The 25,249-nt window shown below is 63.4% G+C and carries 21 protein-coding genes and 2 pseudogenes; 8 read left to right on the top strand and 15 right to left on the bottom strand.

Features of this window, described 5'->3' with window-relative positions; genetic code table 11:
- Positions 1-25 precede the first annotated feature (25 nt).
- Genes ACQKRQ_RS05990 through ACQKRQ_RS05980 form a run of 3 tightly spaced genes read right to left on the bottom strand, consistent with a single transcriptional unit; the run spans position 26 to position 1,485 of the window.
- Positions 26-664, bottom strand: coding sequence for a glutathione S-transferase family protein (locus tag ACQKRQ_RS05990; RefSeq protein ID WP_427475696.1), 639 nt, complete (start codon positions 662-664; stop codon positions 26-28).
- Between the two features lie 39 nt (positions 665-703).
- The gene (locus tag ACQKRQ_RS05985) at positions 704-1,153 is read right to left on the bottom strand and encodes an SRPBCC family protein (RefSeq protein ID WP_408290736.1); all 450 of its coding nucleotides are present in this window, start codon (positions 1,151-1,153) and stop codon (positions 704-706) included.
- Positions 1,150-1,485 carry an ArsR/SmtB family transcription factor gene (locus tag ACQKRQ_RS05980; RefSeq protein WP_132377301.1) on the bottom strand — a complete coding sequence of 112 codons (336 nt, stop codon included), beginning with the start codon at positions 1,483-1,485 and terminating at the stop codon, positions 1,150-1,152. The genes ACQKRQ_RS05985 and ACQKRQ_RS05980 overlap by 4 nt, the downstream gene beginning before the upstream one ends.
- A 160-nt stretch (positions 1,486-1,645) precedes the next feature.
- Between ACQKRQ_RS05980 and ACQKRQ_RS05975 the strand changes: the two genes are divergently transcribed.
- A complete protein-coding gene (locus ACQKRQ_RS05975) occupies positions 1,646-2,551 on the top strand; it encodes a LysR substrate-binding domain-containing protein (protein WP_408180938.1) in 906 nt (301 codons plus the stop codon).
- Between the two features lie 23 nt (positions 2,552-2,574).
- Here ACQKRQ_RS05975 and ACQKRQ_RS05970 read toward each other — a convergent pair whose 3' ends face one another.
- From ACQKRQ_RS05970 to ACQKRQ_RS05955, 4 genes are all read right to left on the bottom strand, one after another.
- Positions 2,575-3,189 carry an HAD family hydrolase gene (locus ACQKRQ_RS05970; protein ID WP_427475692.1) on the bottom strand — a complete coding sequence of 205 codons (615 nt, stop codon included), beginning with the start codon at positions 3,187-3,189 and terminating at the stop codon, positions 2,575-2,577.
- A 181-nt stretch (positions 3,190-3,370) separates the two neighbouring features.
- Entirely contained in the window at positions 3,371-4,522 is a 1,152-nt protein-coding gene (locus ACQKRQ_RS05965; protein ID WP_132377304.1) for a branched-chain amino acid ABC transporter substrate-binding protein, read from the bottom strand.
- A gap of 137 nt (positions 4,523-4,659) precedes the next feature.
- Positions 4,660-5,889, bottom strand: a complete 1,230-nt coding sequence (locus ACQKRQ_RS05960; protein WP_427476090.1) for an NAD(P)/FAD-dependent oxidoreductase — start codon at positions 5,887-5,889, stop codon at positions 4,660-4,662.
- Complete coding sequence (locus ACQKRQ_RS05955; protein WP_427475690.1) at positions 5,889-7,319, bottom strand: amino acid permease; 1,431 nt, start codon at positions 7,317-7,319, stop codon at positions 5,889-5,891. Before ACQKRQ_RS05955 ends, ACQKRQ_RS05960 begins: the two co-directional genes overlap by 1 nt.
- A gap of 294 nt (positions 7,320-7,613) precedes the next feature.
- Between ACQKRQ_RS05955 and ACQKRQ_RS05950 the strand changes: the two genes are divergently transcribed.
- The gene (locus ACQKRQ_RS05950; protein WP_132377306.1) at positions 7,614-9,017 is read left to right on the top strand and encodes a PLP-dependent aminotransferase family protein; all 1,404 of its coding nucleotides are present in this window, start codon (positions 7,614-7,616) and stop codon (positions 9,015-9,017) included.
- Between the two features lie 120 nt (positions 9,018-9,137).
- Positions 9,138-10,223, top strand: a complete 1,086-nt coding sequence (locus ACQKRQ_RS05945) for a TIGR03118 family protein (RefSeq protein ID WP_427475688.1) — start codon at positions 9,138-9,140, stop codon at positions 10,221-10,223.
- A 52-nt stretch (positions 10,224-10,275) separates the two neighbouring features.
- Here ACQKRQ_RS05945 and ACQKRQ_RS05940 read toward each other — a convergent pair whose 3' ends face one another.
- The 3 genes from ACQKRQ_RS05940 to ACQKRQ_RS05930 all read right to left on the bottom strand — a co-directional run bounded on the left by ACQKRQ_RS05940 (position 10,276) and on the right by ACQKRQ_RS05930 (position 14,545).
- Entirely contained in the window at positions 10,276-11,250 is a 975-nt protein-coding gene (locus ACQKRQ_RS05940) for a hypothetical protein (protein ID WP_427475686.1), read from the bottom strand.
- A gap of 443 nt (positions 11,251-11,693) precedes the next feature.
- Positions 11,694-13,058: a sigma 54-interacting transcriptional regulator gene (locus tag ACQKRQ_RS05935; protein WP_427475684.1), complete on the bottom strand. Its 1,365-nt coding sequence runs from the start codon at positions 13,056-13,058 to the stop codon at positions 11,694-11,696.
- Between the two features lie 323 nt (positions 13,059-13,381).
- Positions 13,382-14,545, bottom strand: coding sequence for an epoxide hydrolase family protein (locus tag ACQKRQ_RS05930; protein ID WP_427475682.1), 1,164 nt, complete (start codon positions 14,543-14,545; stop codon positions 13,382-13,384).
- A gap of 151 nt (positions 14,546-14,696) precedes the next feature.
- Between ACQKRQ_RS05930 and ACQKRQ_RS05925 the strand changes: the two are divergent.
- Positions 14,697-14,889, top strand: a pseudogene (locus ACQKRQ_RS05925) (LrgB family protein); the annotation flags it as partial.
- On the opposite strand, the pseudogene ACQKRQ_RS05920 reads toward ACQKRQ_RS05925, so the two are convergent.
- Positions 14,860-15,412: pseudogene (locus tag ACQKRQ_RS05920) on the bottom strand (porin); the annotation flags it as partial. The pseudogenes ACQKRQ_RS05925 and ACQKRQ_RS05920 sit on opposite strands and share 30 nt — an antisense overlap.
- 121 nt (positions 15,413-15,533) lie before the next feature.
- Between ACQKRQ_RS05920 and surE the strand changes: the two are divergent.
- Positions 15,534-16,313 (top strand): 5'/3'-nucleotidase SurE, encoded by a 780-nt coding sequence (gene surE / locus ACQKRQ_RS05915; protein ID WP_427475680.1) that lies wholly within the window; start codon positions 15,534-15,536, stop codon positions 16,311-16,313.
- Between the two features lie 40 nt (positions 16,314-16,353).
- On the opposite strand, the gene ACQKRQ_RS05910 is transcribed toward surE, so the two are convergent.
- Complete coding sequence (locus ACQKRQ_RS05910; RefSeq protein WP_427475678.1) at positions 16,354-17,325, bottom strand: hypothetical protein; 972 nt, start codon at positions 17,323-17,325, stop codon at positions 16,354-16,356.
- A gap of 222 nt (positions 17,326-17,547) precedes the next feature.
- On the bottom strand, positions 17,548-18,447 hold the full coding sequence (locus ACQKRQ_RS05905; RefSeq protein ID WP_427475676.1) for a DMT family transporter: 900 nt from the start codon (positions 18,445-18,447) through the stop codon (positions 17,548-17,550).
- Positions 18,448-18,794: 347 nt separating this feature from the next.
- Between ACQKRQ_RS05905 and ACQKRQ_RS05900 the strand changes: the two genes are divergently transcribed.
- From ACQKRQ_RS05900 to ACQKRQ_RS05890, 3 genes are all read left to right on the top strand, one after another.
- On the top strand, positions 18,795-21,101 hold the full coding sequence (locus ACQKRQ_RS05900) for a PA14 domain-containing protein (RefSeq protein WP_427475674.1): 2,307 nt from the start codon (positions 18,795-18,797) through the stop codon (positions 21,099-21,101).
- A 213-nt stretch (positions 21,102-21,314) separates the two neighbouring features.
- Complete coding sequence (gene treA, locus ACQKRQ_RS05895; protein ID WP_427475672.1) at positions 21,315-22,988, top strand: alpha,alpha-trehalase TreA; 1,674 nt, start codon at positions 21,315-21,317, stop codon at positions 22,986-22,988.
- 124 nt (positions 22,989-23,112) lie between these two features.
- Positions 23,113-23,718: an alpha-ketoglutarate-dependent dioxygenase AlkB gene (locus tag ACQKRQ_RS05890; protein ID WP_427475671.1), complete on the top strand. Its 606-nt coding sequence runs from the start codon at positions 23,113-23,115 to the stop codon at positions 23,716-23,718.
- A gap of 15 nt (positions 23,719-23,733) precedes the next feature.
- Here the strand turns inward: ACQKRQ_RS05890 and ACQKRQ_RS05885 are convergent, their stop codons facing one another.
- Together ACQKRQ_RS05885 and ACQKRQ_RS05880 are read right to left on the bottom strand one after the other, a co-directional pair.
- Positions 23,734-24,453 (bottom strand): carbonic anhydrase, encoded by a 720-nt coding sequence (locus ACQKRQ_RS05885; protein ID WP_427475669.1) that lies wholly within the window; start codon positions 24,451-24,453, stop codon positions 23,734-23,736.
- Positions 24,454-24,571: 118 nt separating this feature from the next.
- Positions 24,572-25,207, bottom strand: coding sequence for a carbonic anhydrase (locus tag ACQKRQ_RS05880; RefSeq protein WP_132377318.1), 636 nt, complete (start codon positions 25,205-25,207; stop codon positions 24,572-24,574).
- Positions 25,208-25,249 lie beyond the last annotated feature (42 nt).

Raw genomic sequence — 25,249 nt, 5'->3', positions numbered from 1 at the left:
CTATCGCGCAGCACATGGCTCCTCCTCAGGCGTTCGCCGTGGCGCGTTCCTGCCGCGCGGGAAACGGGTCGCGCCATGCGTCGATCGCGTTCAACTGATCGTGCCAGCGCACCACTTCCGGAAACTCTTCAACCGGCATTGCCGCGCTTTTCGCATACGGCAGCGCGATGCCGACCGAGAAATCCGCCACCGACATCTCGTCACCCAGCAGCCACTTGCGCCCCTTCAGATGCTGGTTGAGCACGGCAGCATGCTTGCGGAAAAAACCTTGCGCTTCGGCGACCTTCGCGGGGTCGGGCTCGCCGAGTCCGACCCACGGTTTGATCAGGTACTCGAAGTAAAGCGCGCCGGCATGCCGGAGCAGATGCTGGCTATTCCAGCTGAACCAGCGCACGATTTCGATCTGCTGCTGCGCGCCCCGCGGCCAAAGCGGGGATTCCGCGCGCTGCGCGAGATGGCACAGGATCGCGTCGGCCTCCCAGATGATCTTCTCGCCGTCGACGAGACAAGGCACCTTGCCGTTCGGATTGATCGCCAGATAGTCCGGCCGGGTTTGCTCGCCTTTGCCCAGATCGACAAAGGCGTAGTCGATTGGCAAGCCTAAATATTTGGCTAGCGCACAGGATTTTCTGGGAGACAGCGTTTCAGCATAGTAAAGCTTCATGGTCGACCTCGGTATGCGTTGACTTCGGTGGAATGTGCTTCATTCGGCTTCGTTTTCCAGCTCGGCAAGCAGTGCGTCCAGCTTCTCGAATGCACCGGTCCAGCCGGTTTGATGACCATCGCGTGCGGCTTCGTCGAAGAACTGCGCGTGATTGAAATGCAGTTCGGTGCCCTCTTCGATCGGACGAAACCGGATCGTCACCAGCGACCGGCGCTCCGGCAGCGTGACCCACTCCCACGTGAAGACGAGCTTGCGCTCCGCTTCGACCTCCTGGTACTCGCCGCGGCAGTCGTGCGTTTCGCCATCCAGTGTCTGAAACACCACACGAAAGCGGCCGCCCACGCGCGGATCGGCTTCGGCGCTCAGCACCGGCCCGGCGTCCGGTCCCCACCAGCGCGCCATCAACTCGGGCCGCGTCCATGCTGCGTAGACTCTTGCAGGTGGCGCCTTGATGCGCCGCACGATGGTCAGGCTGGGCTTTTCGTTCATTCGTCGTTCCTCTCAACAAAATCGGCGAGCCGGTCGAGACTCGCGGACCAGAAGCGTTCGTAGCGTCGCAACCACGCCATCGCTTCTTCCATCGGGCCGGCAACCAGTTCGACCGAGACGGTTCGGCCGCTTTTCGTGCGCGCCACGAGACCCGCGTCGCTCAGCACGTCGAGGTGCTTCATGACGGCGGGCAGTTTGAGCGGCAACGGACGCGCGATTTCCGTGACCGACAGACCAGGCTCACGCTCCAGACGCGCGAGGATGGCCCGCCGCGTGGGATCCACGAGGGCGGAAAACGTGCGATCGAGTTGACTGACTGGAGACTTTGCCATATGGTGAACTATAGGCCGTGAGTTCCGGGAGTCAAGGTTTTTTGCGGCCGACTCCGTGAACCCGTAGGCCGGTTTGCACTGTCCGACATCAACGCGCCGCGGCTATCATTCCAACGATTCGCGAGTAGGTCTTCGCTCAGCTTCCAGAGGACAGCACCGTATGGACCTTCTTCAAGGCATGGCAGTGTTCAAGCGCGTCGTCGACGCGTCCAGTTTCTCGAAAGCGGCCGATTCGCTGGAAATGCCACGCGCCTCCGTGTCGACGGTCGTGCAGAATCTGGAGAGCCACCTGGGCGTGCGGCTGCTGAACCGCACGACGCGCCGCGTGCAGGTCACCGACGACGGCGCGCTCTACTACGAATACTGCGCACGCATTCTCGCCGAGGTCTCCGACGCCGAGTCGGCGTTATCGAGCAAACGCCAGAGTCCGCGCGGCACGGTCCGCGTCGACACGTCCGCCACATTCGCGGCTCACGTGCTGGTTCCGGTGATGCGCGATTTCAACGCGCGCTATCCCGACATCACGGTGAAGCTGGGATTGGCGGACCGCAACGTGGATCTCGTGCAGGAAGGCGTGGATTGCGTGATCCGCATCGGTGTGCTCGACGATTCGAACCTCGTGGCACGCTCGCTCGGCAGCGTGCGCATGACGATTTGCGCCGCGCCCGCCTATCTCGAGCAGATGGGCGAGCCCGCCACGCCCGACGATCTCGACCGGCATCACGCCGTGAATTATTTTTCCGCGCGCACGGGGCGCGTCTATCCGATGGAGTTCGAAGCGGACGGCATCCTCATCAAAAGACCGATCGAGGGCAAACTCGCGGTCAACGAAGGCCTGGTCTATGTTGCGTCGGCAGTGGAAGGCTTGGGCCTGATCCAGACGCCGCGCTTCATGGTGGCGAAGGCGCTCGAATCCGGCGCGCTGCGTGAGATTTTGCGCGACTGCCATTGCGCGCCGTTGCCGCTCTCGATTCTTTATCCGCACCGTCGTTTGAGCATGTCCGTGCGGGTGTTCAGCGAGTGGGTGCACGAACTGGTGCAGCAGAATCCGGACTTCAGCGATTAGCGACTTGAAAACCGCCACAGCCGCTATGTCAGCCCGCGACGCCGCAATTCGTCCGACAAAGCTGCGACGCTGACGAACAGGTGCCCTTGCAGTCCCGCATCGACCGCGCCGTTCACGTTGGCCGCCGTATCGTCGACGAAAAGCGTTTGGGCTGCGGGCACGCCGAGTTGCTCCAGACAACGCAGATAGGTTTGCGCCGCCGGTTTCGCGGCACCAAACGCCGCCGACGAGTAAACGTGCGTGCCGAACAGCCGCGCGACAGGCGGATTCAGATAAGCGATGTGTTCGGTCAACAAGCGGCAATTGTTCGTCAGCACCGCGATACTGTGCCGCTCGGCGACTTTGGCGGCAAGCGCGAGCGCTTCCTGGTTCGGCGTAATCGACGCGTGGCGCGCGGCCAACCAGTCGTCGCGGCTGACCGGGTAGTTCAGTAGCATGCCCAACTCGCGCAGATACTCGTCATCGCTGATCTGGCCTGCGTCCGCACGCGCTTCGAGGCCCGATCCCCAGATCGCGTGACGCACGATGTCTGGCGAGCACCCCGCGGTGGCCGCCAGATGATCGACCCGTGCGGCGCGGTCGTAATGGGTCAGAACACCTTCCATGTCGAACAGAACCAGCGTGATGGATGCGGTCATGCTGTCGGCCTCGCGTCGAAAGCTTTCAGAAACGAAGCAACCGCGCGGCGCGATGACACCGAACGGTTGCCTGTTTCCATTGTGCCTCGACAAAACCGCGACTGCCGGCAACAGCCGGCGTCACGGTTTTTTCTCAGACCTCAGCCAAGCGGTGAAATATGGCTTGCTTCCAGACCGGCCATCATGCGCCGCTGCCGCCCACCGTCTTGACGCTTTTCCATTGGCCTTGCTCGACCTGGAACAAGGTGTACGGCGGCTTGATCAGATCGCCGTACGGATCGAAGGTGATATTGCCGGTGACGCCCGTGACCGTGACCTTGGCGAGACTGTCGACGATCTTCGCGCGATCGAGCGAGTCGGCGGCGTGAATCGCTTTCAGCATGGCGAGCGCGGCGTCATAGGAAAACGGCGCGTACAGTTCGACATCCTGATTGAAGCGCGCCTTGTAGCGCTTGCCGAACGCCTGCGCGGCAGGCAGCTTGTCGAGCGCCGGGCCCGGCTCGAGATCCTGCGTCCCGTTGCCCGCCGTGCCGGCGATCTGCAGGAACGCGTTGCTCTTCAGCGCACCGGCACCGAACAGCTGCGCGGACATGCCGAGCGAGCGCATCTGCTTGACCAGCATCGCGCCTTGCTCATCCAGTCCGCCGAAGAAAATCAGGTCGACGTTCTTGCTCTTGAGCGTGGTCAGAATGGCGCGAAAATCGATCGCTTTGTCGTTGGTGAATTCCCGATCGACGATGTTGCCGTTCGCTTCCTTGACGCCCTTCTCGAACGCATCGGCCAGCCCTTGCCCGAAAGCGGTGCGATCGTCGATGATGGCAATGCGCTTCGCCTTCATCTGCTCCACCACGAAATGCCCCGCCACGACGCCGCCGATGCCGTCGTGGCCCATCGTACGAAACACGTTCTTGAAGCCTTGCTTGGTCAATTGCGGATTGGTCGAGCCCGGCGTGATCATCGCCACGTTCGCCTGGTGATACACCGTCGACGCCGGAATGCTGCAGCCCGAGTTGTAATGGCCGATCACGCCGACCACGCCGTCGTCGACCAGCTTCTGCGCGACCTGAATCGCCACGCGCGGATCGGCCTGATCGTCCTGCACGTCGAGCACGAACTTGACCGGCTTGCCGCCGATCACCGGGTTCTTCGCGTTCTCTTCATCGAGCGCCAGCTGCGCGCCGTACTGCAAGTCCTTGCCGACGCGGGCAACCGGCCCCGTCAACGGTCCGACGAAACCGATCTTGACGATCTGGGGGTCGGCGGCCCACGAAAACGGCATATACGTGGCGAGTGCACAGACAGTGGCACTCAACAGCCAATAGCGGCGATTCATGATGCGCTCCTTGCGAGATGTGACGTCGCGCGTGTGTGTGCAGGTGGGCCGATCCGATGCGCGACGCGTCGAAACCGCTCTGCGATGCTTGCTGTAAAGCCTGAATAAAACGACTCCGAACCTGTCCTCTGCTGCAATCAAAAGCGCGTGGCCGCGTAGGGCGCGAGATCGAGCGGCGGCGCGCGCCGCGCGATCAGATCGGCGACGATGCGTCCGCTCACGCCCGCCAGAGTTAAACCCAGATGCTGATGGCCGAATGCGTAGATCACGCGCTCGCTCGCGCGTGAGCGTGCGAGCACCGGCACGCCGTCGGGCAATGTGGGGCGAAAGCCGAGCCAGTTGCTATCCGGTGTTTCGAGTGCGGGCAACGCCCGTTTCGATGAAAACGTCAGCAGGTCGAGCAGCGAGCGGTTGCGCGTGTCGCCAAAGCCGGCGAGTTCGACCGTGCCCGCCACGCGCAAGCCGTCGTTCATCGGCGTCATGTAGAAACCGCGCTCGGCCCAGCCGACCGGCCGCGACACCAGGTGCTGCGCGACGGGAAAGCGCACGTGATAGCCGCGCTCCGTGTCGAGCGGAACCGGGTCGCCGCACTGGCTGGCGAAATGGGCCGAACGCGCGCCGGTCGCCACCACCACGTGATCGAAACGCCGCGCCACGCCGCCCACGCTCAGGCTCGCGCCGTCCGCGCCGGGTTGCACCGCATCGACAGTCGAGCGTTCGAGCTTCAGCCCCTGCGCGGCGAGTTGTTCGTAAAGCGTCTGCAGAAAGCCTTGCGGGTCGGAAAAGTGCCAGCTATTGCTGAACAGCACGCCGCGCTCGAAGATCGGTGCCAGTCCCGGTTCAAGTGCGCGAATAGCGGCGCCGTCGAGCACATCGAAAGCCACGCCCAGTTTTTTCCGCAGATCGAGCGCGGGACGCGCGGCATCGAACGAAGCCGCGTTCGAATACAGATAGAGACACTCGCGCGGCCGGACGAAACGTGCCAGCTCCGCATTGGCAAGCAGCGGCGCGTAGCCGTCCTGCGCGCAATCCAGCAGCGCGGCGAGCGCACCCGCGCTCGTTTCGTAGCGGCGCGGCAGCGAGCTCATCATGAAGCGCACGAGCCACGGCGCGAGATGCGGCAGATATCCCCAACGCAATCTGAACGGGCTTTGGTTCGACAGCAGAAAACGCGGCAAATCTCGGAACACGGACGGGTTGTTGACCGGAATGCACGCATAGTGCGCGAAGGTGCCGGCATTGCCGAACGACGCGCCCTGCCCCACGCCGGCCGGATCGAACAGCGTGACCCGATGGCCGTCGCGCATCAAGGACGCAGCGCTCGCGAGGCCGATGAATCCCGCACCGATGATGGCAATCTCCGGCATCATTTGCGCCCTTCAAATGCTTCCTGGCCGATCTGCGACCGATAGCCCGTCGCGGTGCCGCCGCTCTGCTGGCGTTTCGCTACCCGCATATAAGCCGCCGACGCCACCGCGAGACTCGCCGCGCTCGCCATCAATTGCGGGCGCAGCGACGGATCGGAGCCCATCGCGACGAGCACGCCGACGATCGCCGCCACCACCGCATACGAGAGCCCCGGAAACAGCCACATTTTCAGCGTGAGCCGTTGCGGCTCGGTGGCCTCGATGCGGCGGCGGATGCGGATTTGCGCAAGCGCCGTCGCGAGATAGACGAACAGCATCACGGCGCCCGACGCGTTCACGAGGAACAGGAACACGCCCTGCGGCGACACAATGGCCGCAACGATCGCCACATAGCCGACGACACTGCTCAGCAGCACGGCGAGGCGCGGCACTTTGTGCGGGGTCAGCTTCAGCAGCGACTTCGGCGCGTCGCCGCGTTCGGCGAGCCGGAACAGAATCCGCGACGACACATACAAGCCCGAATTCAGCGCCGAGAGCACGGCGACCAGCACGATGGCGTTCATGATGTCCGCCGAGCCGGGAATCCGCATCGTTTCGAGCGCGGCGACGAACGGCGAGTGTCCGGTGACGATGCTGCCCCACGGCACGATGCATGCAATCAGGAACATCGACCCGACATAGAACGTGATGACTCGCAGAATCACCGAGCGCGTCATGGCCGCAACGCTTTTGGCCGGATCATCCGATTCGGCGGCGGCGATGGTGGCGATCTCCGCGCCGCCCACCGCGAAAATCACTGTTGGCACGGCCGCGAAAATCGACATGGCGCCAAACGGCATGAAGCCGCGATTGCTGCTCAGGTTCGCCACGGCGCTGCCGGTATGGCCGAAGCCGAACACATAGGCCGCGCCGATGGCGATAAAGACGATGATCGCCGCGACCTTGATCGATGCGAACCAGAACTCGAATTCGCCATACGATTTCACCGACAGCAGATTGATCAACGTCATCACCGAGAGCAGCACGAGGCCGATCATCCACACCGGTGCGGGAATCCAGCGCTGCAGGATCGCCGCGCCCGCCACGGCCTCGACCGCGACGACGATCACCCAGAAGTACCAGTACAGCCAGCCGCTGGTGAAACCCGCCCAATTGCCGAGGCCGATGCGCGCGTATTCGGTGAACGAGCCGACGCCGGGCACTGCCAGCGCCATTTCGCCGAGCATGCGCATGACCATCAGCACGACGATGCCGGCCACGAGATACGACACGCACGCGGCGGGTCCGACGGTGGCGAGCGTCGCGCTGCTGCCGACGAAAAGGCCCGCGCCGATAATGCCGCCGAGCGCGATCATCGTGACGTGCCGCTGACGCAGCGCGGCGCCGAGTTTCGGCGTGGTGTCGGGTGCGGAGGACTGGGGAAAGCTCATCGGACAACTCCTGCTGACAGATTGCTGGACACAGTCCGGCGACGTCTCCTGATTCACGCCACCAGACAAAACATGACATCTAGAATCACACAATATTTTTTTGTGTGCAATTAAAACGCACATTGTGTGGCCCTGGCACTTTCCCTGGATTGCCGCGGGTCTGCTCTTTGCCAGCGCCCCGCGGCCGCGTGAGTAATCGGTTGAAGGCTTGCAGTCAGGCATGTCTGGTATAGAATCGGCAAACCTCCGCACAATTGCGGACAAAGCCGGTTTTGTATGGAGACACCTGATCTTATGGCTTCTGACAAAGACGCCGCCCGCTCCGCCCTTGGCGCCCCGGAGCAGGCGAAACGCTCCACCTATATCGAGGTGTCCAGTTCGATCGAGAACGAGATTCGCAGCGGTATCTATCCGCCCGGCAGCCGCCTGCCGCCGCAGCGGCAACTCGCCACCGAACTGGGCATCAACGTGTCGACGGTTTCGCGGGCGTACAAGGAGCTGCAGTTGCGCGGGCTGGTGATCGGCAGCAAACGGCGCGGCTCGCTCGTGACCGGCGGCGCGATGCCGAGCGTGGAGCCGGCGCAGGCCATGAGCAACGCGGCGATCGATCTGACCGTCAACCGTCCGGCCACGGGCGAGTTCCTGAACTGCCTCGCTCGCACGCTGGCCGAATTGCCGCGCGATCCGCGCTACCCGCAATTGCAGGAGTACCAGCCGCCGCAAGGGCCCGCGTGGGCGCGCGTGGCCGGCGCGCGCTGGATGGCCGCGCCCGGCTTTGTGCCGTCGGCCGATCACGTGGTCGTCACGAGCGGCGCGCAGCATGGCTTGTATGCGGTGCTGAACAGCCTGATCGGCACCGACGGCGTGATTCTCGCCGATCAGCTCACCTACTACGGCCTCAAGGCGCTGGCGCCGGTGTTCCAGTTCGAGATCGTCGGTATTCCTAGCGATCGCGACGGGCTGCTGACCGACGAAGTGGAACGCGCCTGCCGGCGCATGCCCGTGAAGGCGATTTTCACGGTGCCGAATCTGCAGAACCCGACTGTCACGACCATGAGCCTCGAACGCCGCATGGCGCTCGTCGATATTGCACGCCGGCACAGCGTGGCGATCATCGAGGACGACGTGTACGGTCCGCTCGTCTCGCAACGTCTGCCGACGATCGCGAGCCTGTGTCCGGAACTCACCTTCCACCTCGCGGCGACCTCGAAAATCCTCGCCCCCGGCCTGCGGCTCGGCTATCTGCTGAGCCCACCGGACAGCGCCGCGCTATGCGCGGAAGCCGTCCGCACGACGGCATGGATGCCCGCGCCGATGTCGATGCTGATCGCGTCGATCTGGATCGAGGACGGCACCGCGCGCCACATCATGGACGCGCAGCTCGCCGAGATTCGCGCGCGCCAGGACCTCGCGCGCGAGCTGTTGCCGCAGGAGTTGCTGCAGACCGATCCGGCCTGCATGTTCGTGTGGCTCAAGTTGCCGCCGCCGTGGCGCGCCGACGACTTCGCGGCCAATGCGAAGGCGCGTGGCGTCGTGGTGATGCCGTCGTCGGCGTTTGCGGTGGACCGGTCGGAGATCGAGCACGGGGTGCGGATCAACCTCGCCTGTGCGACCAGCCGCGATCAGCTCGTGAGCGCGCTGCGGCTGTTGACCGGCACGCTCAAGGATCGTCCGCGCGCGCTGTTCGGCACGATATAACGCGCCGCCCAACTGGCCGCCCGATACGGGTCGAAAAAACTTTTTTGCCGAAGGAATAAAGCCGCCACGCCACGCGTTCAATAGGCGCAATGATCATTGGTCTGTCAGAGAGGTGCGGCCATGAAATCTGTGCTTAAGTCATTGGGCATCGTCGTGGGCGGCGCAGCATTGGTGGGTCTTATCGCAGCGTGCGGCGGTTCCGATTCGGTCAATAACCAATCGTTTACGTCGACGGCACTCGTATCGGACGGCGCGGTCGCGGCGGCGCATACGGACCCGAATCTGAAAAACGCGTGGGGCGTTGCGTTCAATCCGAAGGGTTTCGTCTGGGTAGCGGACAACGCCACCTCGCTGGCGACACTCTATGACGGTAACGGCACGCCACAATCGCTTGTCGTCAGCATTCCGAATGGAGTCAACGGGCCGGCGAATCCGACCGGCATCGTGTTCAACGGCACGACGGACTTCGTCGTGACCCAAGGCGGCAAATCGGGCGTAGGCGCATTCATCTTTGCCGGCGAAGGCGGCACGATTACCGCGTGGGCGCCGGCCGTTGCGCCCACCACCGCCTTCGTCGTATTCGACAGCGGCAGCAGCGCCGCGGTCTACAAGGGCCTTGCGCTGGCCAGCAACGGCGGCGCCAACTTCCTCTACGCCGCCGACTTTCACAACAACAGAGTCGACGTCTTCGACAAGAACTTCGCGAAGGTTTCAACACCGGGCAAGTTTCAGGACACGTCGCTTCCGGCAGGCTTTGCGCCGTTCGGCATTCAGGCAATCGGCGCGAAGCTCTTCGTGACCTACGCGAAACAGGATGCGGAGGCGCACGACAACGTCGACGGCGCCGGCCTCGGCTTCGTCGATGTCTTCGATACCGCGGGCAACCTCCTGCAGCGTTTTGCCTCGGGGGGCGTGCTGAATGCGCCGTGGGGCGTCACGCAGGCGCCGGCCAATTTTGGACGGTTCAGCGGCGACGTGCTGATCGGCAACTTCGGCGACGGCACGATCAACGCCTTCGATCCGGCGAGCGGCCAGTCGCTCGGCGCCATCAATCTGCCCGACAACACTTCGTTCGTGCAGCACGGCCTGTGGGGGATCGCGTTCGGCAATGGACTCAGCAATCAGCCGGTGAACACGCTGTTTTTCGCCGCCGGGCCGAATGACGAAGCGAACGGCGTCTATGGTCGTATCGACGTGAAAATGTGACGAGCGGAGGCGCGGTGCGGCGCTCACCGTAATGCGTATGTGACTGACGCGGCTAGCTCTTCACGCCGCGCAGCGCACACGCGGACTGCATCGCGAGCCGCTCCGCGCTCAGCATCCTCGCGATCCGCTTGACCGCGTGGCGCACGCGCCCACGCAGGTGCGCCACGCGCATGTGGCGCCAGAAACGATCCGGCGCGAAATCGTCGAAACGCGCTTCTCTTTCGAGCAGCGCCTTGCCGCCAGGCAGATGAACGAACGAACAGCAGCGGAACCAGCGCAAGTCGCGATAGTTGTTGCCGGGCCAATGGCGCCCTACCGCCTGATACGCGCCGACTTCGATCAGCACCTGTCCTTCGTCGCTGAGCGCATTGAGCGCGGCCGAGATGAACGCTTCGTCGCCGTGATGGCTCAGGTGCTCGCTTTCGCTGAGATAGCGTGCGTAACTGGCTCGCGCGCGCGGCACCAGACGGCGCAGCGAAGCGGGTGTCGCCAGTAGAAATTCGCCGCCGTACCAACGCGGATTCATCAAGCGCTGGTCCGCAACGATCTCCAGATCCGCGACCACGCGTTCGCTGCCGTAGGCCGGAAACACCTGATCCGAAATATCGAATACGCCGAGGCCGGCTTGCGCGCATCGTTCGATCAGATCTTGATCGAGCGGCAGCAGCGCCACCATATCGGCGTCGAGCAACAACATCATCGTGTCGGCGGGCAAGGTCTCCGCCACCTGGTCCATCAGATCGAGTTTGAAATGCGCGGCGTAGAACGGCGTGTTCTTCGGCAACTCGATCGTTGCGGCGAGAGGCGTCACTGCCGGACGATGCTCGGTCGGCATGCCCGCGAGCCGGCGCGCGACCAGGTCCGGCGCGTTAGTCATGATGGTCAAGGTCGGCATGCCCACGCGCCGCAAGCTGTTATTCAGGCAGATCGCCTGGCTCACATACGAGAGCGGATCGCGACTCGTCGAGTTGGGCCCCGGTTTCGCTTCGACATCGACATAAACGAGAGTGCACGGAAAAAGATTCACATTGCTCCTCGGCACGCGTGAGCGACAGATCGCCTTTTGAGCGCTGCCGTTACTGTCGGAGGTGGATCCACATGTTCTTGCCTGGGGCACGGAAGCCCCCACAAGGTGCGCGGCATTTGAAATTGCGACTCGTGCCATCGTGGCGTCACATTCGAGCCGGGCACGCTGATCTGCGGCGATGGAGTCGGATGAACCGGGGCGCAGGCATCAGGTATGGTCTATCGTTTCACGTCCTTGCATTGCCTTTCCGCCAAAACGCAGAGAGACATGACGTGGAGAGTGTCGCAGGTTCATGTGGACCATCGGCATCGCGCAATAATTGCGGATGCGCTATTGAAGGCAGCGAAGAACTTACTTGTGGGCGATTCCGTCGATGTGCTGACGATTGGCAGACACGTCATTTGCGTACCCGGGCGCTCGCAACTTTACGACAGACGACAGCGTTATTCCGCCGCATCCGGTTCATCTCCGTATCGCATGCCATGTGATGTGAGCAGACGGTAGAGCGTGGTGCGTGAGATGCTGAGTTCGCGCGCGGCATCGCCGGGGCGGCCGCGATGACGCAGCAGTGCGAGTTCGATCGCCTGCCGCTCGGCGGTTTCGCGTGCCTGAGCGAGCGTCACGGGTACGGCCGTGGTATAGCTCGACAGTTCGAGGTCGTCCGCGGTAATGGTGCGTGCCTCCGACATCACGATGGCGCGCCGAACCCGGTTGATCAGTTCCCTTACGTTGCCAGGCCAGTCATAGCGATGCATCGCCGTGATCGCGTCCGGTGCAAAGCCGTAGACGCGGCGGGTCGCGTCCTTGCGGTAACGGTCGAGCGTGTATAGCGCGAGCAATTCGATGTCCTTGCCGCGCGCGCGTAGCGGCGGCTCGTCGATCCTCAGTACGCACAGGCGGTGGTACAGGTCCGCGCGAAAACGGCCGTCTTCGATCGCCGCTTCCATATCCACATGAGTTGCGGAGATGATACGTACGTCGACATTGATCGAGCCACTGCCGCCCAAACGATTGATGGTGCTCTCCTGCAGAAACCGCAGCAGGCTCGACTGACTCTCGAACGGCAGATCGCCGATTTCGTCGAGAAACAGCGTGCCGCCGTTCGCCGCTTCGACGCGACCGGCCCGGCGTTGATTCGCGCCGGTGAATGCGCCGCGCTCGTAGCCGAACAACTCGGACTGCAACAACTGCGCCGGAATCGCGCCGCAATTGATGGCGACGAACGGTGCGTCACGGCGCGGCGAGCGCGCGTGAATCGCCGCCGCGGTCAGTTCCTTGCCGGTGCCGGATTCGCCGGAGATGAAAACCGGCGCGTTGTTGGTCGCAACTTTGCGGATCGAGCGGTACAACGCGAACATCGCGTCGCACGTGCCGATCATCTCGCCTTCAGCGGTGGACGTGTCGACAAAGGCCGGCTCGCCGAGCGAAATCATGCCGCAGGCGTGGCCCACGGTGTCGACGATCCGCTCATTCGCAGCGGGGAGCGTCACGTAGTCGAAACAGTAGTCGCGCATCAACCGGCGTGTGCTTGTGTCGTCGAGGTGCGGGGCGGCGGCCATCGCCACCCAGCCGATGTTCGGCATGGCGAGACACGCTTGCAGCGCGGCAAGCTGACCTGGTTCGAACACGCTCGACAGATCGACGAGACCACCGGCCAGCGAGCCGTCATGCGCGATTTGCCGAACCTCGCGCACCGAGCCGATGACCTCGACGTCCCACTCGCGTTCCCGAAAGCTCGCCAGCAATCCCGGCACGGGATCGCGTGTGAGATAGATGACGCGCCGCGTAATGGCCTTCGTTTTCTGCATCGTCTTTTTTGCTTGTCCCTCAGCACCTGCCCTGAACCGTATGGCGAAGAGCGCACGCGCCCCTTGTTGTGCGGGTGATCCGTGCCACCGCCCAATCATACGTGCTGACGCGAAGCTGAAAACACGGCCTGACCAAATTTAATGGTTGATCGAGATGACGAACAATGCAATGTCTTGTGTCATGGCGACACGCGGACTCGCGGAATCGCGGAATCGCGGACTCGCGGACACGCGGACTCGCGGACTCGCGGACTCGCCGAGCGTCGCGCCATCGACTGGATTCCCGACGCCAAACGTCACGGCAGCGTCGCGGCCTCGTTGAACTAGCGCCGCGGCTGCCGCAGCGGCCGAAAGAACTGGCGAATTTCGGCGGCGAGCAGATCGGGCTTTTCCATCGCGGCAAAATGTCCACCGGACGGCATGTCGGTCCATTGCAAGACATCAAAGGTTCTTTCGAGCCAACTGCGCGGCGGGTGATTGATCTCCTTCGGGAAGTGCGCGAAGCCGACGGGCGGCGCGACGCGTTGTCCTTCGGCAAAACGCATCGGTTGCAAGCGGTTTTCCCAGTACATCTGGATCGCTGGGCCAATGCACTGCGTGTACCAGTAGAGCGAAATGTTGGTGAGCAGTTCGTCTTTCGAAAACACACGCTCCACGTCGCCTTCGCAATCGCTCCACGCCCGAAATTTCTCGCCGATCCATGCAGCCAATCCCACCGGCGAATCGTTGAGCGACGCCGCGAGCGTCTGCGGCTTGGTGGTATGCATGTGCGCATAACCGCCTTCGAGCGCGGCCCACTCGTTCTTCTCCCGCAGGAAATTTTCCTCGGCCGGCGTGAGCGGTTTCTGCGCCGCGCCGATGGCCGGCTCATACGAGCTCGGCAGGAAGTTGAGATGAATGCCGTCCACGGCTTGCGGATGCCGCGCGGCGAGCGCGATCGACACACCGGCGCCGAGGTCGCCGCCTTGCGCGCCGAAGCGCGCATAACCTAGGCCTTGCATCAGCGAGGCCCACAGATCCGCCACCTGAAACGCGGACATGCCGGGCTGCGCGGGCGCCTGCGAAAACGCGAAGCCAGGCAGCGACGGCACGACGACATCGAACGCATCGGCAGGATCGCCACCGGATGCGGCCGGGTCGCACAAGCGGTCGAGCAAAGCGTGGAACTCGAAGAACGATCCGGGCCAGCCATGCGTGATCACGAGCGGATAAGGCGCTGGGCCTACGCCACGCCGATGGACGAAATGCACGCGCTGCCCCTGTACATCGGCGAGAAATTGCGGCTGCTGATTCAAGCCGCGCTCGGCCGCGCGCCAGTCGAAATGTTCGGCCCAATACGACGCCAACTCGCGCAGCCACGCGGAATCGGCGCCCTGTTGCCAGGCTGGCGACGGCGTCGCCGGCGCCCAGCGGGTCGCGCGGATACGGCGGCGAAGATCGTCGATATCGTGATCGGCAATTGCAATCTGAAACGGTTGTGTCTGCATGGCAACTTGTCCGGTACGGGGTGTTGGTTGACGTGCGCGGCTACCTCTACGGCAAAGTCCACGCTTAGCTCAGGCAGCGAGCAAGCACAAGGCAATCTGCATGGTACACAACGGCGCATTTTTTGTTCCGCGTTCTGAAGACCGCCATGCTTCAAGCGCTCGCTGCGCTACCCGCTGCGGCGCATCGCATCAAACGATAGCGTCGCTCGCACCCAGATCGGCGACCCGCCGATCGCGATGGCGCTCGCTTCGGAGATTGGCGGTATCCCATCCTTGATCGCCGTGCTCGTCATTTCGACGGTGTATTCGGCGCCGTAGTTGCCGCCCGCGCCATAGGTGCGTTGACGTGCCGCGTTGAAGGTCGAGTCGCCGCTCACGACCGCGCCGCTGCTGTTGGTGCTCGAACCGCCGCCGTTCAGTTGCAGGTAGCCTGCCGCGACCGCGACCTTCAGGCCGCCGAACACATACGATGCGCCGACGCCATACGCGCGATTGTCCGCGAAGCTGCCCGCCGCATTCGAGAAGCCATACAGCGCGCCGACCTTTAAGCCACCGTAATCGACGGTCTGGAACTTGACGGCGTTGTTGATACGCACCGAATTGTTCAGGTTGTCGTTGTCGTACGGATGCGAGGCGAGCGTGCCGCCGTATTGCGTGCCGTTCAGCGCGAGCGGGCCGAGATAGTCGACCACGCTGTCGTACTGGCGGCCGAGCGTGACCGCGCCGTACTGGTCGTTCGACAGGCCGACGAATGCCTAGCGGCCGAACTCGCGGCTGTTCTGGCCCAGCTTGCCAGTCGAGGTTGAAGCCGTTTTCGAGGACGAAGATCGCCTTCAGTCCGCTGCCCGGATCTTCCGAACCGCGCAGCGCGCAAAGCAAATTGATTCCGGTCGGAAAGGCGCTGTCCTGATTGCATCGAGGCAAGCGAGAGCCGATGACAGGATAATGAGGCTTCCCTTCCCTTACCCACCGAGAGGAGTTTGCCGCGATGTCTGCCTATGAATCCAAAGTGCCGCGCGTACTGTTGACGAACGACGACGGTATCGACGCGCCCGGCCTCGCCGTGCTCGAAGCCGTTGCCGCCGAGCTCGCGCACGAAGTCTGGGTGGTCGCGCCCGAGCACGATCAGAGCGGCACGTCGCATTCGATCAGCCTGCATTCGCCGCTGCGCGTGAGCCGCCAGGGCGAGCGGCGTTTCGGCGTGGCCGGCACGCCCGGCGATTGCGTCGTGATGGGCGTGCGCCACCTGATGCGCGACACGCCGCCCACGCTGATTCTTTCCGGCATCAATCGCGGCGGCAATCTCGGCGTGGAAACAATGTTTTCGGGCACCGTCGGCGCCGCCATGACGGGCCTGCTGCTCGGCTTGCCGTCGTTCGCGCTGAGCCAGACTTTCAGCAACCGCGACAACGTGCGCTGGGACACCGCGCGTGCGCTCGCGCCGGGCGTGATCCGCCAGTTGCTCGCCATCGAGCATGCCGCGCCCACCTGTCTGAACATCAACTTTCCCGATGTCGATGCGGCGCTTGCCGGTCCGCTCACGCCGACCCGCCAGGGCGTTGGACTCGTCGAAGATATCGACGTGTTGCCGCAAGTCGATCCGCGCGGCATGGCCTATCACTGGTTGCGCTTTCAACGCGGCACACGCGCGAACGATCCCGATAGCGAAACAGCCGTGGTGGCTTCGGGGCGCGTGTCGGTCACGCCGCTCGCCTTCGATCGCACCGACGAACCTACCTTCGCGCGGCTCGCGGCTTCGCTGAGTTAAGCCTCTGGTCAGCCTTTGCCGATCGCCCGTTTGCGCAGCCTCACGGACGCGGCGCGCCGGTGAGGCTCGGCGCCCCGCCTGGCCCCGCGGGATCGGGATTGCCGAACGCGGGAAGGCCGCCGGTCTCCCGGGCGCGGGCGAGCTCCGCGCGCACCTGCGAGCGTGTCTTCGGGCCGTCGTCCGTTTTCACGCCCGTGGCGGCGGACGGCGTGGACTGAACCAGCGGCGGTGACGGCAGCGTGGCTTGCGTGGTCAGGTCGGCTTGCGGCTGCACTGGCACTAACGATGCGGCTGGCGGTTTTTGCTCCCGCTGTTGGACCGGTGGTGCCGGCACGGCGACGGGCGCGCTGCTCGTGCTCTGCATCACCTTGAGCCCGGTCTGAATCGACGCCGGTTGACTTGCCATAGCAGGTCCACCGGTAGCTGGCGCTCTCACGTTCGGCGCGCTATTGCTGTCGAGGCGTGCCACCAGCTTGTCCAACGCCGCCTGACTCTGCGCATAACTCGATGAACGGTGCGTGCGCTCGCGGCCCGCAAGGCGGCCCTCACGCGACCGCGCATGTTTCGTCGACGAATACATCCGGGCTGGCTTCGCGGCAGGTTGCGGCGTCTTCTCGACTTGCGCCGCGTTCACTGCACGCTGCTCGTTATCCGTACGCGTCTGCACTTCCTTTTGCAGCGCGCGAACCTGATCGTCATCCTGATGGGCCGAATGGACCGCGTCCAGTTGCGCCTGTGCGGCGGCAAGATCGTTGCGTTGCAGGCTATTGCGCGCCGCCTGCAGGCTGCCGGCCATCGCACTGCTCGAATCGCTGCGAGCGGTGACCGGACCGGATATGACCGCACCGCTGATGGTGTCGCCGCGCGTGCGGTAAGCCGGCGTGTCACCGCGCGCCGAGCCGAATTCGTCCGTCGACGTCCAGGGTTTGCTGGCGTGCGAAACATACGCGGCGATTGCAACAGCACTGACGACGAGGCCCGTGAGAACGATCTTCCTGGGTTCGCTATGCATGACGTCTCCCCCTTCCAGCCGTGGTACGTGCGCGTCTGCGGAATCAAGTCACGTACGATGTCGCACGCGAACTGGATGCGCCCATTTTCTATTTATATTCTTCAGGCGTCGAATCGTCCGATTGTGCCTGCCTCGTTGGCCGAAAAAGCCAGCTTCGAGGCTCGCTTTCCGTTGGCGACTATTTGGAACTGCGAAGCAGTGTTGGGAGCCCAGCGCGCACGCCTAGACTAACGGCCCCTCTTCCTGCTTCCCACGCATCGCAACGGCAATCGAACTGCCGACAATCAACGCAATGCCGAGCAGCGACATGGCGCCGATCGTCTCGCCCCATGCCACATAGCCGAACAGTGCCGCCCACACGATGCTCGTGTAGTTGTACGGCGCGAGCGCGCCGGCGTCGGCCTGGCGAAACGCCATGGTCATCAGCAATTGTCCGGCGGTGGCGAAGCCACCCAGCAACGCCATCACCGCAAGCGCCTGGAGCGAAGGCGTGCGCCATGCGAAAAACAGCGACGCGCCGGTGACGATCGTGCCGATCACCGTGAAATACAGCACCGTGGTGCCCGAATCGTCGGAGGCGCGAATGCGCTTGATCTGAATGATCGATAGCGCGCCGAAGAAGGCGCTCGACATCAGCAGGACGGGACCGAGCCAGCTCGAATGCGAGCCGTCGGGGCGCACCACGAACAGCACGCCGACAAAGCCGACCGCCGCGGCCACGGCGTCGCGCGGCTTCAGCGCCTCCTTCAGCAACAGCGGCGCGAGCACGATCACCAGCAAAGTTTCCGAGTAGACGATCGCCACCGCTTCGCTAAGCGGTATGTACGGCAAACCGGCGAAGAAGAGACCCGACGCGCCGAGCAACGTCAGCGCGCGAATGGTCTGCCCGCGCACGTCCATATGCCTGATCCGCTCGACGATCGGCTTGCCGCGCAGGCACACCGCCACGGCGGGCAGCAGGCCAAACAGCATGCGGAAGAACGTCACCTCGTTAGCCGGATAAGCGAGCGCCACGGATTTGGCGAGCGCATCGACCAGCGCGAAACAGAACATCGACACGAGGATCAGCGCAACGCTGCGCAAGGGCGCGGCGCTCGTGCGGACAGCGGTGATGGGCGGCATGGAGTGTCCTGGGAGCGAGCAAAACGACGCTTCGCCCCGGTTTTGCGTGCCGGCTACGCGGCTCGCAATGTTGGAAAAACGGATTATGCCTGCGGCTCCGTGAAGGATCGACGGGCGCGCAAGACATTGACCCGGTCCGTATCGCATTCGCCACCGGTCTCCACTTCGCCTAGCGCGATCTTTGCCGTTCAACAATTCGGGGTAAGTACGGATACAGGTCCGTCAAACTAATAATATTATTCATATCGATTTCCATATTCATAAGGCTACGACTCACTGCCTCTGGCCCTATGCAGAATTAATAATAATTATGACCATCAATTAAGCGGGGACATCAGGAGATACAGGTGCGCAATTACCTTGTGCTTGCGGCGCTCGCCATGCTGGGCGCTTGCGGTGGCAATGACGGTTCGCCGAATGCGTCAGCGTCGGCGGACAAGCAGGTGGCCGCAGTGGATTCCTCAGCCGCTTCGGCAGCTTTGGCGGCCTCGGCGGCCGACACGGCTAACGTCGAAAGCGAATTCAAGGCCGCGAAGGCCATTCCGGTCGGCATGAAGACGACGACCCCGCCGCTCGTGATCGCCGACCCCACGCTCAACCTTCCGCCCTACACACCGCCAGCGCCGCCCGCGCCGGTCTCCACCACCACCCTTTCGTTCGGCGACTTCACGAACTACCTCGCGCCGGGATCGACCCAGGGCTGGGCGCCGGGCGCCAACAATTCCACCATCACCATTCCCGCGCCGGCCACTAACGGCACCGGCGCGGGCGACAAAACGGTGGCGCTCGCCAGCACCTACGCGAGCGCGTCGTATGAAGCGGACGTGACGGTCAGCGCGCCGGTCGGCAGCGGCGCCGCGAACGCGGGCTTTATCGTGCGCGTCACGAACCCGACGGCCGGCGGCCCCGACAGTTTGACCGGCTACTTCATCGGCCTCGACACGGGTACGCATTCGTTGGTGGTCGGCCGTCAGAACAACAGTTGGACCAACTTCATCTCGTATCCGGTCAGCACGATAGTCGGCGGCAGCACGCATCATCTGAAGGTCACGACTAGCGGCACGGCCATCACCGTCGACCTCGACCAGCAGCGCGTGATCAGCGTGAACGACGCCACCAACGCCCTGCCCGCCGCCTTCCAGTCGGGCAGCTTCGGTTTGCGGCGCTTCGGCGTCGGCGCGACCTTCAGCAACATCACGATCCGCACGTATCCGACCGTGACATCGCCGAGCTACGATTTCTCGAAGGTGGTCGGCGCGGTCTACACGCCTTCCAACGCGGTGAACGCGATCGACTTCTGGGAGAACTACGATCCGGAGATCGTCAATCGCGAACTGACGTACGCGCAGACCTACGGCATGAACACGATCGCGGTCTATCTGCATTACCTGGTGTGGGCGAACGATCGTGTGGCATTCCTGAGCAAGTTCGAGAACCTGCTGAAAATCGCCGCGCGCCACGGCATCAAGGTCTCGCCGATCTTCTACGACGACTGCTGGAACCCGACGCCGCAGTTCGGCCTGCAGCCGGCGCCGGTCTGGGGCGTGCACAACAGCCGGTGGGTGCAGTCGCCGGGTACGCCGGTGGAACAGGCGTATTTCCAGCCGACCGCGTCCAATTCCGCCATCACGTATAAGGCGAGTCTCGCGAGCTACATCACCGACTTCGTCGCGCCACACCGCAAGGATCCGCGCATCATCTTCTGGGAGACGATGAACGAACCCGGTTGCAGCGGCAATGGTGCATTGCAGGAAACCCGCGCGGCGCTGATGAACGATGCGCGCATCGCCATCCTGAACGCGGGCGCGACGCAGCCGATCAATGCGCCGCAAGTGCAGGAAGACGAAGGCACGTACTTCTCCGACTTCTATGCGTTCCATCCGTACGGCAACCCGTACACGGGTCCGGTGAACGGCAGCAATGTCAGCGCGCTGAATTCCGAAACGCTGCAACGCGGCTTCCCCGGCACCACGGGTCAAACCATGCCGGGCATCGTGTCGAACTACGGCGGCACGACGGGGTTCATCGTGTGGGAGCTGATGATCGGCCGCACCAACACGCGCTTCCACTGGGGCCAGGTGCCGGGCGCGCCCGCCACGGTCGAACCGGCTACGCCCTTCCAGGGGACGATCTATCCGGACGGCCATCCGTGGCAGACCTCGGAGACGCAGGCGCTGACAGGTGGCTTCAACGTGAAGCTGCCGGTGCTGCAAGTTGGCTACTACAACGATCCGACGTTCGCGAGCGCGCCCGTCAAGACCTCGATTACGCCGTTGATCGACTTCGATCTGAACACCGAGCGCGGCACCGATTCGCCTGACGCCTCCGCGGGCATCAACGCGACTCACTACGGCGTGCGCTGGACCGGCGCGATCCAGGCGGCACAGGACGGCCTCTATACGTTCTCGATCGACAGCGACAACGTTGCGCGCCTGTGGATCAACGGCGTGAAGATCATCGACAAGAAGACCTCGACGCAATCCACCGTAAGCGGCAAGACCTGGCTCGCCGCGAAGCAACGCGCGTCGATCAAGGTCGAGTATGTGCACGGCACCGGTACGGCCAGCATGCATCTGCTGTGGTCGAACCCGGCGGCGAGCAATCCGAACACGCTGCGGATCGTGCCGTCCGATTCGCTCGTGACGTCGAACTAGAGGAAGTCGAACTCAGCGGGCCGGCAGCAAAAGTAAGACCGCCGGCGCGGCTGGTTGTGCAGCGCAGCGGCATGCGCATCTCGCGCATGCCGTTTGCATAGCCGTTTGTAACGCCCCGTAATTTGTGCGATGCTAGCCACGCCCTGGTCATCCCTAGAAGAAACCGTGGGCGCGAGGCAGACCAATCCTGTTGTCCATTCCTCTGGAGGAGACATGATTGAGTCATCGCAATTGCGCAGCTTCGGACGCGCCGACATCGCATCTCGCACCTCTTTCCGCACTACTGAATCCATCAGGCTGCACCGCATAGCGGCCGCTTCAAGCTTCGTTTTCCTGATCAGTCTCGCCGGCGTCTGCCACGCCGACACCCAGGTCGGCGGCACGCTTCCGCCCGCGCCCGACAAACTCTACGGCGACCTCTTCGTGGCCGTGCAAACCGCGCAGATCTATCCGGACCAGAAGACCTTCGTCGATGCAACGCCGAACGCCGATCCCGCCACGATCGTGCAGTTATACGAGCAGCAGAAGAACACTGCCGGTTTTTCGCTGGCGAACTTCGTCAACCAGTACTTCACGCCGCCGAGCGAGCCGGTCATCACGCCGCCCGCCAACCAGACGCTGCGTGAACACATCAACTGGCTATGGCCCGCGCTGACCCGCACCACCACGAGCGCGCCACCGAACAGCTCGTTGATCCCGTTGCCGAAACCGTATGTGGTGCCGGGCGGCCGGTTCCGCGAAGGCTACTACTGGGATACCTATTTCACGATGCTGGGGCTGCAGGAATCGGGCAACGAAAATCTCGTCGACGACATGCTCGACAACTTCGCGTACGAGATCAAAACCTTCGGCCACATTCCAAACGGCAATCGCACGTACTACCTCGACCGTTCACAGCCGCCGTTTTTCTCGCACATGGTGGAACTCGCCGCGAAGGTGGAAGGCCACGGCGTCTACCAGAAGTATCTGCCCGCGTTGCGCAAGGAATACGCGTACTGGATGCAAGGCGAGAACACCACGCAACCCGGCTCGGCCACGCGCAACGTCGTCGTGATGCCGGATCGCACGGTGCTCAACCGCTACTGGGATGAGCTCGACACGCCGCGCGACGAATCGTATCTGGAGGACATCCAGACCGCGAAACAGGCGAGCGGCCGCAATCCGAACGACGTCTACCGCGAATTGCGGGCGACCGCCGAAAGCGGCTGGGATTTCAGCTCGCGCTGGTTCGGCGACAACATGACGCTCGCGACGGTGCGCACCACGTCGATCATTCCGGTCGACCTGAACAGCCTGATGTTCCACCTCGAGATCACCATCGCCAAGGGTTGCGGCGAGACGCGGGATTTCCGCTGCGTCGGCGAATTCGCGCAACGCGCCGCGAAGCGTGCGCTCGGCATCAACCGCTATCTGTGGAATCCCAACGGCTATTACGGCGACTATGACTGGCAGCTCGCCAAACCGCGCGACAACAAGACCGCGGCGATGGTGTTTCCGCTGTTCGTCGGCGCGGCGTGGCCGGATCGCGCGCTGAAGACGGCGAAACAGGTGCAGTCGACCTTGCTGCAACCCGGCGGCCTCGTCACGACGACCTACAACACGACGCAACAATGGGACGCGCCAAACGGCTGGGCGCCGCTGCACTGGGCGGCGATTCAGGGCTTGAAGCGTTATGGCCAGGACGCGCTCGCGCAACAGATCGGCACGCGCTTTCTCACCGACGTCAAAGGCGTCTATGCGTCCGATCAGAAACTGGTCGAGAAATACGTGGTGGAAGGCGCGGGAACGGGCGGCGGCGGCGGTGGCGAATATCCGTTGCAGGATGGCTTCGGCTGGACCAATGGCGTGACGCTCAAGCTGCTCGACCTGTATAGCTCAGGCGAATGAAGCTGCACGGAGGGCGGTCGTGCGGTCGTGGCAGGTCATGAATACTGTATAAAAACACAGTATAATGATTTGCCCGAGCCGCCCTTCGTTTTCTGACCGGCGGCGCCCAGCCCACGTCGGAATCATGGTGTCCCAGCAAGCCCTATTCGCGCCCGAGCCCGTCGCTCTCCTCCATGACGAGGAAGGCGGCATCCGCTATCTGCCGGAGTCGATCCCGGCCGACACGGCCCAGGCGTGGTTCGAGGCGGCGCTGCGCAATGTCGGCTGGCTCAGTCAGCAGCGCATGATGTACGAGCGCGAGGTCGCCGTGCCGCGCCTGCTCGCCACCTTCGCGCGCGAAGCAGACGATCTGCCCGCGCCGTTGGGCGAAGCATTCGAAGCCGTGCGCGCGCTCGTGGGCGCGCCGTTCAATCGCGTCGGTCTCAATCTCTATCGCGACGGCAGCGACAGCGTCGCGCTTCACAGCGACAAGACAGAGAAGCTCGTGCCTGCTCAGCCGATTGCCATCGTCTCGCTCGGCGCGACCCGGCGCATGTCGATCCGGCCTAAGGCTGGTGCCGGTGCCGGTGCCGGTGCCGGTGCCGGACGAATCGTGCACGTCGAACTGGAGGCCGGCAGTTGCCTTGTCATGAGCTATGCGTCGCAATTTACCCATGAGCACGGCATTCCCAAACTTGCGGGCATGACGGAGCCGCGCATCAGCCTCGCGTTTCGCTGCTTCAGCGGCTGACGAGCGAGAAGGGCGTCAGAGCAGCGTGACCTTGCCCGTCGCCAGATCGTAAACGCCGCCGACAATCTTGACCCTGCCGCTCTTCACGTATGGCCCGATGAGCGGTCTGGATACGATCAGCCGGTTGGTATTCAACTTGACGTTTTCGATCGTGGCTTGCTCGACGAGATCCTCGCCGTGGCCCACTTTCGCCATTTGCACGGCGGGTTTGAGCGCGCGGACCAGTTCCGGCAGATGGCCGGGCAAACGCGTTCCGTCCTTCAGCGCCTTGACCGTGGCGGTTACCGCGCCACACTGCGTGTGCCCGAGCACCATGATAAGCGGCACGCCGAGAATCTCGACGCCATACTCGAGGCTCGCGAGAATATCGTCGTTGACGAAATTGCCTGCCACGCGCACCACGAACAGATCGCCCGGACCCTGATCGAAGGCGAGCTCCGGCGCGACCCGCGAATCCGCGCAGCCGACGATGGCGGCAATCGGATACTGCGCCGAGACACGCGCCGCGCGGTCAGCGGAATAGTCCTTGTTTGAAGGGGTATTCGCGGCGTAGCGGGCGTTGCCCTGCATCAGGCGGTCGAGCGCTTCAGCTGGTGGAATCGAATTCGGCGCATTGCCGGACGCGGGCTGCGCCGCCACGGCAACGTGCCGCGACAAACCCGCCAGCGTGATCGACGACGCACCAGCCAGCAGCAGATTGCGCCGCATGGGGGAAGCCAGATGACGGCCGCACATGGCTCGCCTCCTATGTCATGAGCAACGCCCCAGCGGTACCGTTCGAACCGGCATGAGCCGTGAAAGTTGGTCGCGCACGCGACGCCTCATCGTGCGCCTCTCACGTTCAAACATCAAGCTAGACGGCGTAAATGTCCGGGTTGTCCGCCAGCGGCAAAAACTTGCCGGTAGGTCCGTCGAGCGCGAGCATCGCACCGCTTTCGATATCGAAGATCCAGCCGTGCAGCCGCAGCGTTTTGTTCGCGAGCCCGACTGCCACCGACGGATGCGTGCGAATGTTCGCAAGTTGCGCAATCACGTTGTCTTTGACCAGGGCTTCGAGACACTCCGCGTCCGAATGGTAAGTGCGTGATGCGTTGATGGCCTTGGCCGCATCCGCGTGACGCAGCCAACCCGCCACCGCCGGCAGATGGTCGAGGTTTTTGCACGTCGAGATCGCCGTCATCGCGCCGCAATTCGAGTGGCCGCAAATCACGATATCGCGAACACCCAATACGGCCACCGCGTACTCGACGGTCGCCGACACGCCGCCCGGCTCCGGACCATAAGACGGCACGATGTTGCCCGCATTGCGGATCACGAACAGCGAACCCGGCTCGGTCTGCGTCAGCAACTCCGGCACGACACGGCTGTCCGAGCACGTCACGAAAAGCGTACTGGGACTTTGCGCCATCGACAAACGCTTGAACAATGCGCTCTGCTGCGGAAAGACTTCTCGTTGAAAGCGGATGAAGCCTTCGATGATTTCCTGCACGGTTGTTCTCCAGATAAATCAAAGAATGAGCCTGCGGTGCCC

This window comes from Paraburkholderia sp. NPDC080076, from assembly GCF_050281145.1.
Classification (GTDB): domain Bacteria; phylum Pseudomonadota; class Gammaproteobacteria; order Burkholderiales; family Burkholderiaceae; genus Paraburkholderia.
The sequence above is the reverse complement of the archived record's forward strand: the minus strand, read 5'-3'. Positions and strand labels throughout refer to the sequence as shown.

Bases quoted from the DNA above. Each gene is read 5' to 3' on its own strand.
- ACQKRQ_RS05985 (WP_408290736.1), bottom strand. From the start codon at position 1,153: ATGAACGAAAAGCCCAGCCTGACCATCGTGCGGCGCATCAAGGCGCCA.
- ACQKRQ_RS05975 (WP_408180938.1), top strand. From the start codon at position 1,646: ATGGACCTTCTTCAAGGCATGGCAGTGTTCAAGCGCGTCGTCGACGCG.
- ACQKRQ_RS05885 (WP_427475669.1), bottom strand. From the start codon at position 24,453: ATGTGCGGCCGTCATCTGGCTTCCCCCATGCGGCGCAATCTGCTGCTG.
- ACQKRQ_RS05935 (WP_427475684.1), bottom strand. From the start codon at position 13,058: ATGCAGAAAACGAAGGCCATTACGCGGCGCGTCATCTATCTCACACGC.
- ACQKRQ_RS05980 (WP_132377301.1), bottom strand. From the start codon at position 1,485: ATGGCAAAGTCTCCAGTCAGTCAACTCGATCGCACGTTTTCCGCCCTC.
- ACQKRQ_RS05890 (WP_427475671.1), top strand. From the start codon at position 23,113: ATGGTGTCCCAGCAAGCCCTATTCGCGCCCGAGCCCGTCGCTCTCCTC.
- ACQKRQ_RS05905 (WP_427475676.1), bottom strand. From the start codon at position 18,447: ATGCCGCCCATCACCGCTGTCCGCACGAGCGCCGCGCCCTTGCGCAGC.
- ACQKRQ_RS05990 (WP_427475696.1), bottom strand. From the start codon at position 664: ATGAAGCTTTACTATGCTGAAACGCTGTCTCCCAGAAAATCCTGTGCG.
- ACQKRQ_RS05945 (WP_427475688.1), top strand. From the start codon at position 9,138: ATGAAATCTGTGCTTAAGTCATTGGGCATCGTCGTGGGCGGCGCAGCA.
- ACQKRQ_RS05960 (WP_427476090.1), bottom strand. From the start codon at position 5,889: ATGCCGGAGATTGCCATCATCGGTGCGGGATTCATCGGCCTCGCGAGC.
- ACQKRQ_RS05970 (WP_427475692.1), bottom strand. From the start codon at position 3,189: ATGACCGCATCCATCACGCTGGTTCTGTTCGACATGGAAGGTGTTCTG.
- ACQKRQ_RS05950 (WP_132377306.1), top strand. From the start codon at position 7,614: ATGGCTTCTGACAAAGACGCCGCCCGCTCCGCCCTTGGCGCCCCGGAG.
- ACQKRQ_RS05930 (WP_427475682.1), bottom strand. From the start codon at position 14,545: ATGCAGACACAACCGTTTCAGATTGCAATTGCCGATCACGATATCGAC.
- ACQKRQ_RS05910 (WP_427475678.1), bottom strand. From the start codon at position 17,325: ATGCATAGCGAACCCAGGAAGATCGTTCTCACGGGCCTCGTCGTCAGT.
- ACQKRQ_RS05965 (WP_132377304.1), bottom strand. From the start codon at position 4,522: ATGAATCGCCGCTATTGGCTGTTGAGTGCCACTGTCTGTGCACTCGCC.
- treA (WP_427475672.1), top strand. From the start codon at position 21,315: ATGATTGAGTCATCGCAATTGCGCAGCTTCGGACGCGCCGACATCGCA.
- surE (WP_427475680.1), top strand. From the start codon at position 15,534: ATGTCTGCCTATGAATCCAAAGTGCCGCGCGTACTGTTGACGAACGAC.
- ACQKRQ_RS05955 (WP_427475690.1), bottom strand. From the start codon at position 7,319: ATGAGCTTTCCCCAGTCCTCCGCACCCGACACCACGCCGAAACTCGGC.